Origin of the sequence: Mycobacterium sp. SMC-19 (assembly GCF_045310815.1) — a bacterium.
Classification (GTDB): domain Bacteria; phylum Actinomycetota; class Actinomycetes; order Mycobacteriales; family Mycobacteriaceae; genus Mycobacterium.
Genome location: NZ_JBJIAM010000003.1, coordinates 270856 through 288130 on the forward strand (window position 1 = coordinate 270856; position 17275 = coordinate 288130).

Consider the following 17275-nt stretch of genomic DNA (forward strand, 5'->3'; position numbering starts at 1 on the left):
CGGAGGAGGACGAATGCGCGCACGTGAATTGATCGTCGCTACAGCGGCTTTCGGACTGGTCGTCGGGGCGACTCCGGCACCGCCGGCGCAGGCGGCCCTGGGCTTCGAACTCAACGGCCCCTACCGGGTCATTTCGAACGGGGACTGGGCCAAGACCAATGAGGTCTTCATGAATGAGGTCACGGTCACGTCGGTATGGACATTCAGTTCCAGTTGCGAGAATGCGCACGTCTGCACCGGCCAGGTGAGCAGCGACCAGGGCTGGACCGCTCCGCTGGAATTTCGTACCTCGCGCTGGATCGTCGACCGCTTCCACGAGAACTGGCAGACCTGCCCGGACGGCACCACCTCGTCCGGCCGACAGCGCTACCAGTTCCAGGGTAGCGACACCAACGGCCAGTACGACAAACGCAACATCGACCGGCTGGTCGGCTACGACCGGACGATCGGCGTCTCGGGGGCCTGTGGACGTAACCAGCCCACGGTGATCCTCATGCCGCTGACCGTCGAGCGGCTCTAGGCGGTAGGGGAGGCCATGCAGACCACTCGCGTGATGAAAGTGCTTGTCGCGGCGCTACTTGCCGCAGGCACAATCGCCGGCGTGACGCCCGCGGTGCCGGCGGTCGCCGACCCATACGTACCGATGTGCGACGTCCCGGCGTGCACACCCGGAATCATGCCGAATGTCGTGCTGGGTGCGCCGTGCTCCAACACCACCTACTTCGTCTTCGGGTCCGCAGTCGCAGGGGCCTCGACCCTGCCGGGCAGGCTGGTGTACTGCGCGTCGCCGCGCCGCTACGAGCCCCGCTGGTTCCGCTCCCCGGAGATGCACGGCATCAAAGAGGAGAACAGCAAGTGTGACGAGTTTTCCGGCGAGGTGGCGCAGGCACCCGATGGACTTTTCTTGACCTGTGTCGCCGACGGCGAGTCGCTGTGGCGTCGCGGAGACCTCTAGCGGGACAACAATCTTGGTAAGTCGAGGGAGTTCGCCCATGTTCCGAACCACTGTCGGTGCAGTGCTAGGTGCGTTGACCGTCGCCACCGCGGTGGCACCGACCGCCGCGGCCGACATGCGCTATGGCAACTACGAGGTCCTGAGCAACCGGTGGACCGACGCGACATGGGTGTGGGCGGCTTACCCGTGCGAGACGATGGGCAAGTTCGACGACCTGCCCACCGGCTGCGTGACGGTGAGTGCGATCGACCGGCCGCATTTCTTCGGTCGCGGATATTACGGTGGTACCGCCAAACTGGTGGACGGTCGGTACTCGTTCACCTCGGATTACCCCAACGGTCTGAACTGTCCGTTCGGGCCCTCGATGCCGACGCGCGACACCTACACCTGGGATGCGAACACACTGGCCGGTGTCGTCGAATCACATTTCGACGTGGGCTGTATGAATGGCCCGGGCGGGGTGAACACCTGGACGTTCGCCCTGGTCCGGATGTAACAGGTTAGACGGGGTCGAACGAGGAGATCAGCCACCGGCCGTCGTGCTTCTCCAAGCCGACCTTGACGCTGCTCATCGAAAACGAGCCGTCCGGAATCGACTTGCTGATCGTGGTCTGGTTGAGATAGATCAGCACCTCCGCGGAACTGGGGTGCAGGGATACGACGCCCTTGCGAACCACCGCGGCCACCGTCTGTACCTGCTTCTCCTTGACTGCCGGGGTGACGACCTTCTGGGTGAAATCGATGTAGTGCGACAGGAAGTCACCGGTGAGGTGGCTCTCGGCGGTGGCGAAATCCTGGTCCATCGTCTTTGGGGCGTAGGTCAGTATGGCGATCGCGCCGTCGGCGGCGGCAGCCATCACCGCCTGTTCGTCCGCGGGCCCGAGCTGCCGATCGGCACCGAGCACCCCGAAGTAGAGCCAGTACGTCAGTGCCGCGGCGGCCACCAGCAGCCCGGTGAGCGCGGCCGCGATCCAGCGCGTCGTCGAGACGGCCGGTGCCGCCGACTCGGCCGCGTCCTCGACTGGTCCCTGGCCCCCGAGCGCGGCATCCACGGTCTCGTCGTCCGCGGTCGGTTGGTCGCCCACCGACTCCTCGGTGGTTTCGACGGTCACGTCATCCTCGTCGGATTCGCTCATGCCGCGAAGTCCACCTTCGACATCTTGACCTGGTCGCCTTCGCGGGCCAGGTGCACGGTGAGGCGCCAGGCACGGGGTTCTTCTTTCGCCCCGGCGACATTGGTGACCTTGGTGTTGGCCGCGACCAGCACCACGGCGTCGTTGTCGGACATCGATTCCACCCCCGCGACCGCCGAGTCGACCGTGGTGACGGTTTTCGACTGGCGGGCCACCTTGGTGAAATCGCCGACGTGGTCTTCGAAGTCCTTCTTGAACTCACCGGTTGAGTTGTCCAGGATCGCCTTGACGTTGTCATCGACGGTTTCGTAGTTCAGTGACATCAGCGTCACCACCCCCTGACGTGCGGCGGCGGCATACTCGGCCAATTGGTGCTGGCGCTGCGCCACGCTGTTGTGATGAGCCAGCATCACCACATCCGCGGCGATCAGACCACCGATGGTGAGCACGGCCAGCGTCGCCGCCGCCCAGGGCAGCACGTTGCGGGCGCGCGCGAACTTCCGGGGCCGCTCGGCCGGCTGCTCGGCGTCGCCCTCGTCAACGCCCGAGGCCGGCTCGACCGCTGCCGACGTCTCGACTACCTGCGCGGTTTCCGGCTCGACCGCGGCCGTGGATTCCGGCTCGGACTCCTGCTGTGCCTTCAGCAGCTCCGCGCGGGCGCGGGCCAACTCCGCCGCCGCCTCGGCGGCCTTCGCCTCGGCCTCCGCCAGGGTCAGGGCGTCCTTCGAAGCGCGCTTGGCGGCGTGCTTTCCGACGTGCTTTCTGGGCCCCCCCGGCTTCGCCGGATCACGCGACGGCATACGCCTCTCCTGTCCGTTGTCCACCCAGCACCAGGGTCCCTCACCAAGTGCGGAGGGAGCAGAGCGCCCCCTTAGTACCGGCGTCGGTGGCGACCACGACGTCGTCGATGCGCAGTTCGCAGACGAACCCGGGCGCGCCCGGAGCGGGATGCATCGCGGGCAGTGACACCACCACCATTGCCCAGTCCTCGGGGTTGGCCAGGGTGGTGTCGAAGATCCAGGGCTGGCCCGGCCCGATGATGACGTCTGCCTTCGGACTGTATTGATACGGGTTGTGGCTGTACTCGCCGAAGTTGGGTGGTTGCACTTCGCGGTAGTAGATGTATGCCTGGGCGGTCTCGGTGGAACTGACGGAGTAGCGCACCCGGTGCGGCGCCGTGTCATCGGCGCCCGCTGGGATGGCCGCGGCCAGCGCAGCGGCAAACGCCATCCCCGCAACCACGGACGATCCGGCGACCTGCCTGCCTGTCACGGGCTCCTCCACTGCTGCACCCGCCGGAGCGGACGCGTGGGCAAAGACTCAAATTCTTGGTAGCGAAGAATAACATTTCCGCGATGCTTGCGACGGCGAACCATCCGGCCCGTCATCCCCTGGGGTCGGTGGTCGCTGCCGCACGCCCCGCCCGGAAGCCGAACACCATGGCTGGGCCGATGGTGCCGCCCGCGCCGCCGTATGCCCGGCCGGTCACTCCCGCCATCGCGTTGCCCGCGGCGAACAGGCCGGGGATCCGATGCCCGCTCACGTGCAGAACCCGGCCGTCGGAGTCGGTGCGTGGTCCGCCCTTGGTGCCCATGGCTCCGATGGACAGCGGCACGGCGTAGAAGGGCGCGGTGTCGATGGGCCCCAAGGTGCGCCCGGCGACAGTGCGTGCCTGGTCGTCACCCCAATAGCCGTCGTAGGCGCTGGATCCCCGCCCGAAGTCGGGATCCGCCCCCGCCGCGACGTCGCGGTTCCAGGCGGCCACCGTCTGTGCCAGACCCTCGGCGTCGATCCCGGTCTTGGTGGCCAGGGCGGCCAGATCGGGCGATTGCGAGAACCAGTCCGGTGCGGTGCCATCGGGTGCGACACCGAGGAATCCGTACCGGCGCAGGTGCCCGGCGTCGAACACGATCCACGCCGGATCGTTGACGTATCCGCCGCGCGGCTCCAGATAGTGGAAGGCGCCGGCCATCGAGTTGTAGTCGCAGGCCTCGTTGACGAACCGCCGCCCGGCCCGGTTCACGATGATGCTGCGCGGGCGGGTCCGCTCGAGCCGTACGCTGCGACTGCGCTGCTCGCCGGCGATGGTGTCGCCGGGGATCCGGACGATCGGGACCCACCACGCCTCGCCCATGTTGGCCAGGTCCGCGCCGTGCGCCATCGCCATGCGCAGTGCGTCGCCGGTGTTGTTCGGCGGTGACACCGCACCGCGCATCGGCCCGCGCAGAAACGCCTCCACCAGGGAGGCGTTCCATTCGAAGCCGCCGTTGGCCAAGATGACGCCCCGCCGGGCGCGCACCCGGCGGGTCAAGCCGTCGCCTTCGACCCGCACACCCGCGATGCCTTCGGCGTCGGCGAGGAGCTCGACGCCGCGGCACCCGGTCTGCGGTGTGATCCCGGCGTCGAGCGCGCCGCGCAACAGCCCGGCGATCAGCGCGGTGCCGGCCACGCAGATATCGCCCGCGGCTGTTGCCTCGATGTCGGCGTGCAGCCGGGCACGGGTCTCGGCGTCGAACCCAACGTTGCTGTAGTCGGCGGGGAACGCCGTGATCCGGTCCTGCCAGGAGCCCACCCGGGAGACGTCGTAGGGCAGCGGGCTCAGTGAGCGCCCCCCGGACGGGCGTCCGCCGGGCAGCTCCGGTTTGTAGTCCGGGAAGCCGGTGGCGACCTCGAAGCGGACATCGCTGTGGGCTTCGACGAACTCGACCATCTCCTGGCCGGTCCGCACGAACGTCGAAACCAGCGCGTCGTCCATCGCTCCGAAGGATTGGGCGCGCAGGTAGTCCATAGCTGCCTCGACGGTCAGCCCGGGAGCGCGATCGTGTGCCGGAATCCAGGCGATGCCACCGGACACCGCAGTGGTGCCGCCCACGGTGTCGGACTTCTCGTAGAGGGCCACCGATGCGCCATGCACGGCCGCGGTGAGTGCGGCGGTGAATCCGGCACCGCCGGTGCCCAAGACCACCACGTCCACTGAGTTGTCCCAAGCGTCGTCGTCCCAATCGCCATGCGCGCCGGCTGACATCAATATGTTCCTCTCGGGCAGCTTCAGCTCAAGATTTCGGACAGCCGGCCGGCTGCGGCCAGCACGGCGTCTCGGCCGCGCAGCACCACGTCCTCGCGGTGCGAGATCAGGTTGATGCAGGTCGGCGGTGCCGGGGGGCGGCGGCGAACCGGAACGGCCAGTCCGAAGGTTCCGGGCTCGATCTCGCCGTGGGTGACCACCCAACCGCGCTCCCGGGTCTGCGGGACGATGTCGCGTTCGCCGGGGCGCGCGGGCATGGCTGCCAGCAGTGCGATCCCGGCGGCGCCCAGGCTGAGCGGATGGCGGCTGCCCTCGTGGAACGCGAGTTGATAGCCGACCTGGGTGGGGACGATGACCGCGACGGCCACTTGCTGGTCGCCCTCGGCGACCAGCAGTGACACCGTGGTCCCGAGTTCGTCGGCGAGCGCGCGGAGCGTCGGCAGGCAAAGCTGTCGCACGTTGTTGTCGAACGAGGCTCCGAGTACGGCCAGTGCGGCGGCCGAGCGGTACCGGCCGTCGTCTCCTTTGGCGATCAACCGGAAGCCGGTCAGCGTGTTGAGCAGTCGATAGCTGATCGTCCGGTGCACGCCTACCCGGTCGGCGACCTGCTGGACCGTCAATCCCTGCGGCTCGGCAGCCACGGCCTGTAGGGCGGCCAGCCCCCGGGCCAGTGTCTGGGAACCCCGCGCGGTCTCGGCGGCCGCGTCGGGCATCAGCGTGGGCATCGGCAGGGCCTCCTTGACATACACCCGCGTGAGAGTGATGCTCTTGAATATAACGTACATCTGTGTGCGATAAAAGCACGTTTGATATGCCGCAAAACGAGAATGACATTTCCATACGAGCTGGGGAAGAGGTGGGCGGTGCCGGAGTTCGAGAGCGTCTGGAGTGACCTCCAGGGCGTCGCGTTCGAGCAGGGCTACCTCGACGCGAGCGGAGTGCGGACCCGGTACTTGCGGGCCGGCGATCCGGCCAAGCCGGTTCTGGTGCTGCTGCACGGCTCCGGAGGGCACGCCGAGGCCTACGTGCGCAATCTCGCCGCCCACGCCGAGCACTTCTGGACCTGGTCGGTGGACATGCTCGGTCACGGTTACACCGACAAGCCCGGTCATCCACTCGAGGTTGGCCACTACGTGGCGCACCTGGTGGATGTGCTGGACGCGATCGGCGCTCGGACGGCCAGCATCAGCGGCGAATCCCTCGGCGGGTGGGTGGCGGCGCGCGCCGCCATCGACCACCCGGACCGCGTCCACCGACTGGTGCTCAACACCGCGGGTGGTTCCCAGGCCGACCCCGAGGTGATGAAGCGAATCATCACGCTGTCGATGGCTGCGGTCGAGAATCCCAGTTGGGAAACAGTGCAGGCGCGCATCAAGTGGTTGATGGCAGACAAGACGAAGGATTACGACGACATCGTCGCCAGCCGTCAGCGGATCTACCGCCTGCCGGGTTTCGTCGACGCGATGCGCGACATCATGGCGTTGCAGGACCCGCAGATCCGTGCCCGCAATCTGTTGGGGCCGGCCGAATACGGACAGATCACGGCGCCCACGCTGGTGGTCTGGACCAGTGATGACCCGACGGCCGACGTCGAAGAGGGCAAGCGGATTGCCTCGATGATCCCGGGTGCCCGGTTCGAACTGATGCCCGGCTGCGGCCACTGGCCCCAGTACGAGGACCCCGAGACCTTCAACCGCCTTCACCTGGAATTCCTGCTGGAGCGCTAGCGTGGCCGCGCCCAGTGATGTCGAAGTCGTCGTGGTCGGCGCCGGTCCGGTCGGCCTGACACTGGCCAATATCCTCGGCCTGCAGAGGATTCGCACCCTGGTCATCGAGGACCGCGACACTCTCATCGACTATCCCCGCGGGGTCGGCCTCGACGACGAGTCGCTGCGTACCTTCCAGGCGATCGGCCTGGTGGACGCCGTACTGCCGCACACCGTCCCCAACCAGATCCTGCGGTTCTACGACGGCCGCCGGCGCCTGCTGGCCGAAATGGCGCCCGCCGACGCCTGTTTCGGCTGGCCCAAGCGCAACGGCTTCGTGCAGCCGCTGGTCGACGCCGAACTGCTCCGCGGCCTGGAACGCTTCGACCACGTCGAGGTGTTGTGGGGCCGGCCGATGACCGGGATCGCTGAGACCGGCGGTTCAGCGAGGCTCGACGGAGGAGAGGCGAAGCTGGGACCGCCGCATGGGCACAGCGAATCGGTCACGGTGAGTATCGGCGGTGAAGGATTGGAACCGCAGACCGTCTCGGCTCGCTACGTCGTCGGGTGCGACGGCGGGCGCAGCGCCACTCGCCGACTGATGGGAGTGTCCTTCGACGGCACCACCTCGTCGACGCGCTGGCTGGTGGTCGACATCGCCAATGATCCACTGGGCCACCCCAACAGCGAGGTCGGTGCCGACCCGGCGCGCCCATACGCCTCGATCTCGATCGCGCACGGTATCCGCCGGTTCGAGTTCATGATTCACGCCGACGAGACCGACGAGCAGGCGCAAGACCCCGAGTTCGTCGCGGCCATGCTGGCCCCGTTCGTTCCGCATCCGCACGATGTCGACGTGATCCGCCGCCGGGTGTACACCCACCACTCCCGGATCGCCGGGGCCTTCCGCCGCGGCCGGCTGCTGTTGGCCGGTGACGCCGCGCATCTGATGCCGGTCTGGCAGGGCCAGGGCTACAACAGCGGCATCCGCGACGCGATGAACCTGGGCTGGAAGCTGGCCGCCGTGGTCCGCGGCCAGGCCGGGCCGAGCCTGCTGGACAGCTACGACACCGAGCGCCGCAAGCACGCCCGCGCGATGATCGACCTTTCCACGATGGTGGGCAAGGTGATTTCGCCGACCAACCGCCGCGTGGCGGGCCTGCGTGACCGGGTGATCCGCGCGGCCTCGGCGGTGCCGACCCTCAAACGCTATGTCCTGGAGATGCGGTTCAAGCCGATGCCGCGCTACGAGCAGGGTGCGGTCGTTCATGACCAGCCACACCGTCCCGATTCCCCGGCGGGAACCCTGTTCATCCAGCCGCGCGTTGACACCCGCAGTGGCACAGACCTACTCCTCGACGAGGTGATCGGCGCCGGGTTCGCGGTATTGGCCTGGAACAACAATCCCCGGGCGCTGCTCGGCGAAGAGGTCTTCGCACGGTGGACGGCGCTGGGGGCCAGCTTTATCGCGGTGCGGCCGTCGACCCAGCTGCATTGGACCCCGCCCGGCCAGGCCGATGACCCCGCGATCACCATCGTCGGCGATCGGACCGGAGCGCTGAAAGCCTGGTTCGACCGGCACAGCGAATCGGTGCTGTTCCTGCGCCCGGACCGTTGCATCGCCGCGGCCTGCATCGCCCAGCGCGCCCCCGAGGTGAGCTCACGACTCTTCGACGTCCTGGCCGTGACCGCGCAAGGGGGTGATCGCACCGATGACACTGGCCCTGTGCTGCATGTCCCACAGCCCACTGCTGAATCTGCCGGGACCACCCCGTGAGTTAATGGACGACATCGACGCCGCGATCGCCGACGCCGCGTCGTTCGTCGCCGACTTCAACCCACAGCTGACGGTGATCTTCGCGCCGGATCACTACAACGGGTTCTTTCTGCAACTGATGCCGCCGTTCTGCGTCGGCACCGCGGCCCAGGGCATCGGTGACTATGGCACGCACCTCGGGGCGCTGAACGTTCCGGCCGACATCGCGCGCGAGTGCGCGCAGGCGGTGCTGGAACGCGGTGTGGACGTGGCTGTTTCGGCGTCCATGGACGTCGACCATGCCGTGACGCAGCCGTTGGAGCGGCTGTTCGGGGACGCGGGCGCATGCCCGGTGATCCCGATCTTCATCAACGCGGTCGCCGCCCCGCTGGGACCGATACACCGCGCCCGCGCGCTAGGCGCGGCGGTAGGGGAGTTCCTCGCCGGCCTGGACCTACGGGTACTCGTGGTGGGATCCGGTGGGCTCTCGCACGATCCGCCGATCCCGACACTGGCGACCGCGCCGCCGGTCACCCGGGACCGGATCCTGCACGGCACCGCCATGAGTGCCGAGCAGCGCCAGGCCCGCCAGGAGGCAACCATCGCGGCAGCGCGCGACTTCGCCGCGGGGACCAACAACCTCGCCCCGCTGAACCCGGAATTCGACGAGCGCTTCCTGTCGATCGTGGACAGTGGACGCCTTGACGAACTCAACGACTGGACCAACACATACATCACCGAGTCCGGTGGTGGTTCCGCGCATGAGATCCGCACCTGGGCAGCCGCTTTCGGTGCACTCGCAGCCCAGGGCGGCTACCGCACCGGTCGTCGTTACTACCGGGCGGCGCCGGAGCTGATCGCCGGGTTCGCCATCCGCACCGCAGAACACACGGAGGTGCTCCGGTGACCGACGCAGACCACGTCGTCGACGTGCTCATCATCGGCTCCGGCGGCGGCGGAATGACCGCGGCGCTGGCCGCGCACGCCCGCGGCCTGGACACCCTGGTGGTGGAGAAGTCGCGATACTTCGGCGGCTCTACCGCGCTGTCCGGCGGCGGCATCTGGGTGCCGGGGGCGCCGTCGCAGCGTCGGGAGGGCTATGCGCCCGACCCCGACGATGTCCTCACCTACCTGCGTTCGATCACCGACGGGCTGGTCAGCGACGCCCGGCTGCGGCAGTATGTGGATGCCGCGCCGCGGATGATGGAGTTCCTGGAGCAGACCAGCGCCTGGTTCGAGTTCGTCTGGAAGCCCGGCTATGCCGACTACTACCCGGAGCTGCCCGGCGGCTCCGAACTGGGCAGCACCATCAACGTGCCCGCCATCGACCTGCGCAAGCTCGGCGACGAGGAACAGAATCTACTGGCGCCGCTGGCGTTGGCGCCCAAGGGGATCTGGCTGGGGCCCAAGGACCTTCGGCTTTTCTATCAGGTCCGTCAATCATGGCGCGGCAAAGCGGTGCTGGCCAAGCTGCTGTGGCGGATGTTTCGCGCCCGGGTTTTCGGAGACCGGATGGCCGCCATCGGCCAATCGCTGGCCGCGCGGCTTCGGCTGGCGATGGTCGAACGCGATATCCCACTGTGGCTCGACACGCCGATGACCGAGCTCACCACCGACGAATCGGGTGCGGTGACCGGTGCGGTGGTGCAGCGCGGCGGCCGGGCCCAGCGCATATCGGCGCGCCGCGGCGTGATCCTGGCCAGCGGCGGATTCGACCACGACCTGGCCTGGCGCCAGCAGCATCAGCCTGTGCTGGAACACGATTGGAGCTTCGGCAATCCGCTCGCGACCGGCGACGGGATCCGGGCCGCCGAACGCATCGGCGCGGCGACCGAACTGCTCGACGAGGCCTGGTGGTTCCCGGCACTGTGTTGGCCCGATGGCCGACTGCAGTTCATGCTCAACGAACGCATGATGCCGTCGCAGTTCATCGTCAACGGCGACGGCGAGCGCTTCATCAACGAGGCGGCGCCCTACATGGATTTCGCGCACGCCATGATCGCCGGACAGCAGGCCGGTGTCACCCACATCCCGTGCTGGCTGGTCACCGACCAGCGATCCTTTCACCGCTACGTCGTCGCCGGGCACCTGCCGATCCCGAAGATCCCCGGCGCACCGGTACCAACCGGGCGCCGGATACCGCAAGCCTGGCTGGACTCCGGTGTGGTCAAGGCGGCCAACTCCTTTGAGGAGCTGGCAGGCGAGATCGGCGTTCCACCCGAACGGCTGTGCAGCACCGCGCAACGGTTCAACGAGCTGGCTCGCTCCGGCCACGACGACGACTTCCGTCGCGGCGACAGTGTCTACGACAACTACTACGGCGATCCGACGCTGCCCAACCCCAACCTGCACCCACTGGGCAAGCCGCCCTACTACGCGTTCCGCATCATCCTCGGCGACCTGGGCACCTCGGGTGGCCTGCGTACCGACGAGGACGCGCGGGTGCTGCGCGCCGACGACTCGGTGATCGACGGTCTCTATGCGGTGGGCAACACCTCGGCCCCGGTGATGGGCCGTAGCTACGCCGGGGCCGGAGCAACCATCGGACCGGCGATGACTTTCGGTTACGTGGCCGCCCAACACATCTGCACGCACCATCGTCTCGCCGAATCGCAGACTCCCAACCAATCGCCCAGGAGGTAAAACGTGAAGATCTCACTGTTCTACGAATTCGCGCTGCCGCGTCCATGGTCCGACGACGATGAACGCCAGCTGTTCTCCGACGGCCTCGACGAGGTGGAGCTGGCCGACAAGGCCGGGTTCTCCACGGTCTGGCTCACCGAGCACCACTTCCTGGAGGAGTACTGCCACGCCACCGCGCCGGAGATGTTCTTGGCCGCGGCCAGCCAGCGGACCAAGAACATCCGGCTCGGTTTCGGGATCATGCACCTGCCCCCGGTGGTCAACCACCCCGCTCGGGTGGCCGAGCGGGTCGCCACCCTGGACCTGTTGTCCGGTGGCCGGGTCGAATTCGGCACCGGGGAGGGATCCTCGATCGCCGAGCTCGGCGGATTCGGGATCGACCCGGCCGACAAACGGACCCAATGGGAGGAAGCACTCGAGGTCTCGATCCGCTGTATGACCGAGGAGCCGTTTACCGGCTTTGACGGCCAGCATGTCCAGATGCCGGCCCGCAACGTGGTGCCCAAGCCGATGCAGAAGCCGCATCCGCCGGTCTGGGTGGCCTGCACCCGGCCGGCGTCGGTGCAGATGGCCGCTCAGAAATGCATCGGCGCCTTGAGCTTCGCCTACACCGGTCCGGGACCGCTGGCCGAGCGGGTCAACGGCTACTACAAGGAACTCGAAGAGAACGGCGTCCCGGTCACCCCCCAGGTGAACCCGAACATCCTGGCGATCGGCGGCGACCTGTCGATGATGGTGGCCCCCACCGATGAGCAGGCCGTCGCGCGCCTTGGAGTCGGAGGTGGATTCTTCTCGTTCGGGATCATGCACTACTACATGACCGGCGAGCACACCCCGGGCCGGACCGGGGTGTGGAACCGCTACCTCGAAGAGGTCGAGAAGGACCCGACGCTGGCCTATGGGCCGGGCCGCGGGGCGATCGGAAGCCCAGCGACCGCAAGGGAGTTCCTGCGCGGCTACGAAGAGAGCGGCGTCGATGAGCTGATCCTGTTGCTCAACCCGCGCAGCCATGAGGCGACCATGGAGGCCATCGAGCTGATGGGCAAGGAGGTGCTGCCGGAGTTCATCGAACGCGATGAGAAGGCGGTCGCCGAGAAGGCCAAGCGGCTCGAACCGGTGCTGGAAAAGCTCGAGGCCCGCCGACCCGCGCCCACCGCGCCGGCATTCGATGAGTCCTACTCGTTCGGCGGACTGCCGACCGGTCGAGGCGGCACGTTCACCGCCACCGAGATCCCCGAGGCGATGGCCGAGATGAACGAGGGTCGGGTGCAGGCTGCGCAGCTGGCCAAAGAAGAGAGAGCACGCGGCCAGCAGTGAGCGCAGCGTCCGCGCTGTGGCGCTACGACGGGCGACGAACCGTGGTCACCGGCTGCGCGTCGGGAATCGGCGCCGCGCTGGTGACGCAGCTCGGCGAACTCGGAGCGCAGGTCGTCGGCGTGGACCGGGTCGAACCCGCGGCTAGTGCCGACGAGTTTCACGCGACAGATCTGGCGGATTCGGCGTCCATCGACCGCGCCGTGGCTGCCATCTGCGAGGTGGGGCGGGTCGACGCGCTGTTCAACGTCGCGGGGGTGTCCTCGGGCATCGGTGACCCGGAGCGGGTGGTCACGATCAATTTTCTGGGCTTGCGTCATCTCACTGAAGCGCTGCTGCCGGTGATGCCGGCAGGTTCGGCGATCGCCAATGTGTCCTCGCTGGCGGCGACGGCCTACCGCGAGAACGCGCAGACAACCGTCGGCCTGTTGAACTCGCAGGGCATGGCTGCCGGATTACAGTGGTGCCGTGCCAATCCCGCCGCGCTCGTCGACGGCGGCTACCGACTTTCCAAGGAAGCGATCATCCTCTACGGCATGCTCAACGCCGGCCCGCTGGCGCATCGCGGGATCCGGATCAACTGCACGGCGCCCGGCGTCACCGAGACCCCGATCCTCGACCAACTGCGCAGCAGCTATGGGCAGGGGTTTCTCGATGACATTCCCAAACCGCTGGGGCGGGTCGCCAGCGCGGGCGAACAGGCTGCGCCACTGGTGTTTCTGAACAGCCCGGCCGCCGGATACATCACGGGGCAGGTGCTCTGGGTCGACGGCGGCAACATCAGCGGCCGAGCCGCCGCCGCACTGACCGACGGGTCGGTGCCGTGGCCAGCCTGACCGAGTTCCGGCGAGTGGCCGAGACGGTCCGCAACTGGGGGCGGTGGGGCGACGCCGACGAACTGGGCACCCTGAACCTCATCACGCCGCAGAAGGTCGCCGAGGCGGCCGGCCTGGTTCGACGCGGCAAGGTGTTCCCGCTCGGGGTGGACTTCGGGTCCTCGGGACCGCAGGGCGCGCTCCAGTTCCGGAACAACCCGATTCACGTGATGACCGTCGACGGCGGTGACGTCAGCACGCTGGCGCAGTACGGCCCGGAATGGCACCGCAACATCGCGGCGCAGCAACTGGGCGAGTTCTTCGTCGACAACCCGTTCCGGTTCAACGACGACATGATCGTGATGCCGTTGCAGGCCGCCAGTCAGTGGGATGCGCTCTCGCATGTCTACTACGACGACCAGCTCTACAACGGCTTCCCGGCGGGTTCGGTGACCAGCCTGGGCGCCTACCACTGCGGTATCGACAAAGTCGACGGCAAGGGGATCACCTCGCGGGGAGTGCTGCTCGACGTGGTCGCCCACCGCGGAGCGGACACCTTCCTGCCCTTGGGGACCCCGATCACCCCGGAGGAACTCGACGACGTCGCCCGAGCCCAACAGGTCAGCGTGGAACCCGGTGACATCGTGGTGGTTCGAACCGGTTGGTGGGAAAGGTTTTCGCAAACCGGCAACGGTGCCGAACCGGGTGCCGGACTGGACTGGCGGTGCGCCTCCTGGCTGCACGCCCATGACGTCGCGGCTGTGGCCGCGGACAACTTGATGGTCGAGGACCCGGTTTCGGGCGTCGAGGGAACGTATCTGCCCCTGCATATGTTGTGCCTGCGCGACATGGGGTTGATGCTCGGGGAGTACTGGGACCTCGGTGCGCTCGCCGCGGATTGCGCCGCCGACGGCCGTTACGAATTTCAGTTGGTTGCACCGCCTTTGCGGGTGACCGGCGGAGTCGGGTCCCCGGTGAATCCGATCGCGATCAAGTAACCCGGGGCAGGAGCAGCATGCGATTCGTCTTTGTGCACGGTGGATTTCATGCGGGCTGGTGTTGGAGTCGCACCATCGCGGAGTTGGCGAAGATCGGCCACACCGGTATCGCCGTCGACCTACCCGGCCACGGCGCCCGGCTCCACGAGGAGTCCACCCTGGCCAACCGCCGGGAGGCCGTGGCCGCGGTGCTGCAAACCGGCGACGTCCTGGTAGGGCACTCCGGCGGTGGGTTCGACGCCACCCTGGGCGCCGACAGTGCCCCGGATCTGGTGCGCCACATCATCTATCTTGCCGCGGCTCTGCCCAGAGAGGGCCGCAGCTACACCGATGCGATGACGATGGGTAGCGAGGGAGCCCAGTTCTTCGACACCGCGGCCGCTGACATGCTGAGCCATCTGCACTTCGCCGACGACGGGACGATGACCTTCGCCGACATCGGCGGGGCACGGCAGTACTTCTACCACGATTGCGATGACGAAACGCTGCGGTGGGCCTTCGAACGGCTCGGGCCGGAACGGTTTGGCGAGACCACGGTTGCGCCAGTGTCGGTGCCGCACTTCTGGGCGGCCGATATCGGCCGCAGCTTCATTCGCTGCGAACAGGACCGGGCCTATCCGCGCTGGCTGGCCGACCTGGTCTGCACGCGGCTCGGCGTCGAACCGCTGACCATCGACGCCTCGCACTCGCCGTTCCTGAGCCGCCCCGCCGAACTGGCCGAACTGCTGGTGCACGCCACCACGACCCGGCCGATCGGCCCGCTGATCCCTGACTGAGGAGTCCCCGTGCCGGTTACCCGCAAGTCCGTCGTCGTGGACGGCCTGAGCACTTCCTACCTGGAGGCAGGCGACCCGGCGGCCCCCGCGGTGGTCCTGTTGCACGGCGGTGAGTTCGGTGCCGGCGCCGAGATCGGCTGGGAACGCACCATTCCCGCGCTGGCCCAACGCCACCGGGTGCTCGCACCCGACCTGCTCGGGTTCGGGGAATCGGCCAAGGTGATCGATTTCAACGACGGGCGCGGCATGCGGGTCCGGCACGTCGCACGGCTCTGCGCGGCGCTGGGGGTCGAATCGGCGGATTTCGTCGGCAATTCGATGGGCGCGATCATGCTGCTGGTCGATACCACCTCGGAGGCGCCGCTGTTGCCGGTGCGGCGACTGGTAGCCATCTGCGGTGGCGGCGACATCCAGCAGAACGAGCACATGGCCGCGCTCTACGACTACGACGCGACGGTGCCGGCGATGCGCCGGATCGTGGCAGCGCTGTTTCACGACCCGGCCTATCCGGCCGACGACGAGTACGTGGGACGGCGCTACGCGTCGAGCACCGCACCCGGGGCCTGGGAGGCGATCGCGGCGGCGCGGTTCCGCAGGCCCGGTGCCGAACCGCCGCCACCGGCGTCGAGCAGTCGCCGCTACGACCGCATTTCGGTACCGACGCTGGTGATTGAAGGTGGCTGCGACAAGCTGCTCCCGCCCGGCTGGGCGGCCCAGATCGCCGATCAGATACCCGGCGGGCGCGCGACGGTCGTCGCCGACGCCGGCCACTGCCCGCAGATCGAACAGGCCGAACAGGTCAACGGCTTACTGCTGGATTTCTGTGCCGGGTGATCGGCCGAGTGCGATCGAAATATCGGATCTAGTTGGTTGTCGGTGGTGCTTGCGGTTGGAAAGGTTGGTACCACCACCATTGGGCGCGTTCGCCGGTGGGCCCAGGACACGGCGCCACTGTGGGCGGGGGCTGCTTGGGTGGGCGGGCCAGTGATGCGGAGCTTAGTGGTCGGCCGCTGTTGTCGGTGATGATGAGGTGGGCGGCGCCTCCGGTGATGGTGATGAGACCGCGGTGGTGTAGCCGATGATGGTAGGGGCAGACCAGCACCAGGTTGGCGAGCTCGGTCTCGCCACCGTCTTCCCAGTGCCGGATGTGATGGGCATGCAGCCCCCGGGTCGCCCCACAGCCGGGAACCACGCAGCAGCGGTCGCGGTGCTCAAGGGCGCGGCGCAGCCGACGGTTGATTGCGCGGGTGGCGCGACCGGCGCCGATGACCTCACCGTTGCGCTCGAACCACACCTCAAAGCTGGCGTCGCACAGCAGGTATTGGCGTTCGTCATCGGAGAGCAGCGGACCTAGGTGCAGCGCCGCGGCCCGTTCTTTGACGTCGAGGTGCGCCACCACGGTGGTGTGCTGCCCGTGGGGCCGGCGGGCGGTCTCGGAGTCCCATCGGCCTCGACCAGACGCATGAATGCATCAGCCGTCGTCGGTGGCGGGGACGCTTGATCTGTTGCGCAGCCGTCATGGTCGTGTTTCCACTCGGCCAGCAGGGCATCCAGATGAGACTGCAGTGCCGCGTCGAACTTGGCCGCGTCGAGGTGATCGAGTTTGATCCGCCAGCAGCTGGACTGCTCGTCGGTGATTTTGGTGATCGAGCGCGCCGGCTGCGGCCGGGGCTCGGGTTCGGGTCGCGGTTCGAGCTTGACCGCGGTGCGCAGCTGGTTGACCGTGGCAGAAGCCGCCAGCTGCGCATAGTGCTCATCGGAGCCGTCGCCGGCCCGCCCCGCGATGACGCCGACCTGATCGAGCGACAGACGGCCTTCCCGCATGCCTTCGGCGCAGCGGGGGAACTCGGCAAGCCGGTGTGCGACGGTGCTGATCGTGTGGGCGTTTCCCGGTGACACACCGGTTTTCCAGGCCACGAGCGCCGCGATCGATCGTGCGCCGGTAGAACCCCACAGCTCGTCGCGTTCGATCTGGGCGATGATCTCCACCATGCGCGCATCGACAGCATTGCGCTGACCGGTCAACTCCGCCAACTCCTCGAAGAGCACCTCGAGAGGCGTGCCACCACGCGCTTCGGCGCTGGCTGCCGGTGCGATCGAGGTCATAGCCAAAGCATTGCAGGGGGGTCTGACAACTCTGTGCCGCCGAATCTG

At 67.8% G+C, this 17275-nt stretch carries 17 protein-coding genes and 1 pseudogene; 12 read left to right on the forward strand and 6 right to left on the reverse strand.

The annotated features are described in order from the left end of the window. Nucleotides 1–13 precede the first annotated feature (13 nt). Genes ACJH5R_RS08810 through ACJH5R_RS08820 form a run of 3 tightly spaced genes read left to right on the forward strand, consistent with a single transcriptional unit; the run spans nucleotide 14 to nucleotide 1451 of the window. The gene (locus ACJH5R_RS08810; protein WP_406757861.1) at nucleotides 14–520 is read left to right on the forward strand and encodes a hypothetical protein; all 507 of its coding nucleotides are present in this window, start codon (nucleotides 14–16) and stop codon (nucleotides 518–520) included. Between the two features lie 15 nt (nucleotides 521–535). Further along, nucleotides 536–955, forward strand: a complete 420-nt coding sequence (locus ACJH5R_RS08815; RefSeq protein ID WP_406757860.1) for a hypothetical protein — start codon at nucleotides 536–538, stop codon at nucleotides 953–955. Between the two features lie 37 nt (nucleotides 956–992). Further along, nucleotides 993–1451, forward strand: a complete 459-nt coding sequence (locus tag ACJH5R_RS08820) for a hypothetical protein (protein WP_406757859.1) — start codon at nucleotides 993–995, stop codon at nucleotides 1449–1451. 4 nt (nucleotides 1452–1455) lie between these two features. Here the strand turns inward: ACJH5R_RS08820 and ACJH5R_RS08825 are convergent, their stop codons facing one another. The 5 genes from ACJH5R_RS08825 to ACJH5R_RS08845 all read right to left on the reverse strand — a co-directional run bounded on the left by ACJH5R_RS08825 (nucleotide 1456) and on the right by ACJH5R_RS08845 (nucleotide 5838). Next, nucleotides 1456–2091, reverse strand: a complete 636-nt coding sequence (locus tag ACJH5R_RS08825) for a twin-arginine translocation pathway signal (protein WP_406757858.1) — start codon at nucleotides 2089–2091, stop codon at nucleotides 1456–1458. Continuing rightward, nucleotides 2088–2888 carry a VirB8/TrbF family protein gene (locus tag ACJH5R_RS08830; protein WP_406757857.1) on the reverse strand — a complete coding sequence of 267 codons (801 nt, stop codon included), beginning with the start codon at nucleotides 2886–2888 and terminating at the stop codon, nucleotides 2088–2090. The genes ACJH5R_RS08825 and ACJH5R_RS08830 overlap by 4 nt, the downstream gene beginning before the upstream one ends. Before the next feature lie 40 nt (nucleotides 2889–2928). Beyond that, nucleotides 2929–3318, reverse strand: a complete 390-nt coding sequence (locus ACJH5R_RS08835) for a hypothetical protein (protein ID WP_406757930.1) — start codon at nucleotides 3316–3318, stop codon at nucleotides 2929–2931. Between the two features lie 154 nt (nucleotides 3319–3472). Then, entirely contained in the window at nucleotides 3473–5113 is a 1641-nt protein-coding gene (locus ACJH5R_RS08840) for an FAD-dependent oxidoreductase (protein ID WP_406757856.1), read from the reverse strand. 23 nt (nucleotides 5114–5136) lie between these two features. Further along, a complete protein-coding gene (locus ACJH5R_RS08845) occupies nucleotides 5137–5838 on the reverse strand; it encodes a helix-turn-helix domain-containing protein (RefSeq protein WP_406757855.1) in 702 nt (233 codons plus the stop codon). Nucleotides 5839–5976: 138 nt separating this feature from the next. Here ACJH5R_RS08845 and ACJH5R_RS08850 point away from each other — a divergent pair, with 138 nt between their 5' ends. From ACJH5R_RS08850 to ACJH5R_RS08890, 9 genes are read left to right on the forward strand one after another with little or no spacing between them, the layout of a single operon-like run. Then, nucleotides 5977–6840: an alpha/beta fold hydrolase gene (locus ACJH5R_RS08850; RefSeq protein ID WP_406757854.1), complete on the forward strand. Its 864-nt coding sequence runs from the start codon at nucleotides 5977–5979 to the stop codon at nucleotides 6838–6840. Between the two features lies 1 nt (nucleotide 6841). Further along, nucleotides 6842–8596 carry a bifunctional 3-(3-hydroxy-phenyl)propionate/3-hydroxycinnamic acid hydroxylase gene (locus ACJH5R_RS08855; RefSeq protein WP_406781772.1) on the forward strand — a complete coding sequence of 585 codons (1755 nt, stop codon included), beginning with the start codon at nucleotides 6842–6844 and terminating at the stop codon, nucleotides 8594–8596. Next, nucleotides 8553–9482 (forward strand): 3-carboxyethylcatechol 2,3-dioxygenase, encoded by a 930-nt coding sequence (locus ACJH5R_RS08860; RefSeq protein WP_406757852.1) that lies wholly within the window; start codon nucleotides 8553–8555, stop codon nucleotides 9480–9482. The genes ACJH5R_RS08855 and ACJH5R_RS08860 overlap by 44 nt, the downstream gene beginning before the upstream one ends. Beyond that, entirely contained in the window at nucleotides 9479–11218 is a 1740-nt protein-coding gene (locus ACJH5R_RS08865; protein WP_406757851.1) for an FAD-binding protein, read from the forward strand. Before ACJH5R_RS08860 ends, ACJH5R_RS08865 begins: the two co-directional genes overlap by 4 nt. A gap of 3 nt (nucleotides 11219–11221) precedes the next feature. Next, nucleotides 11222–12535, forward strand: a complete 1314-nt coding sequence (locus tag ACJH5R_RS08870) for an LLM class flavin-dependent oxidoreductase (protein ID WP_406757850.1) — start codon at nucleotides 11222–11224, stop codon at nucleotides 12533–12535. Continuing rightward, a complete protein-coding gene (locus ACJH5R_RS08875; protein ID WP_406757849.1) occupies nucleotides 12532–13368 on the forward strand; it encodes a coniferyl-alcohol dehydrogenase in 837 nt (278 codons plus the stop codon). Before ACJH5R_RS08870 ends, ACJH5R_RS08875 begins: the two co-directional genes overlap by 4 nt. Beyond that, nucleotides 13356–14345: a cyclase family protein gene (locus tag ACJH5R_RS08880; RefSeq protein WP_406757848.1), complete on the forward strand. Its 990-nt coding sequence runs from the start codon at nucleotides 13356–13358 to the stop codon at nucleotides 14343–14345. Before ACJH5R_RS08875 ends, ACJH5R_RS08880 begins: the two co-directional genes overlap by 13 nt. 17 nt (nucleotides 14346–14362) lie before the next feature. Then, nucleotides 14363–15121: an alpha/beta fold hydrolase gene (locus ACJH5R_RS08885; protein ID WP_406757847.1), complete on the forward strand. Its 759-nt coding sequence runs from the start codon at nucleotides 14363–14365 to the stop codon at nucleotides 15119–15121. A 9-nt stretch (nucleotides 15122–15130) separates the two neighbouring features. Continuing rightward, the gene (locus ACJH5R_RS08890) at nucleotides 15131–15955 is read left to right on the forward strand and encodes an alpha/beta fold hydrolase (RefSeq protein ID WP_406757846.1); all 825 of its coding nucleotides are present in this window, start codon (nucleotides 15131–15133) and stop codon (nucleotides 15953–15955) included. A gap of 28 nt (nucleotides 15956–15983) precedes the next feature. On the opposite strand, the pseudogene ACJH5R_RS08895 reads toward ACJH5R_RS08890, so the two are convergent. Then, nucleotides 15984–17227, reverse strand: a pseudogene (locus ACJH5R_RS08895) (HNH endonuclease signature motif containing protein). Nucleotides 17228–17275: the final 48 nt, after the last annotated feature.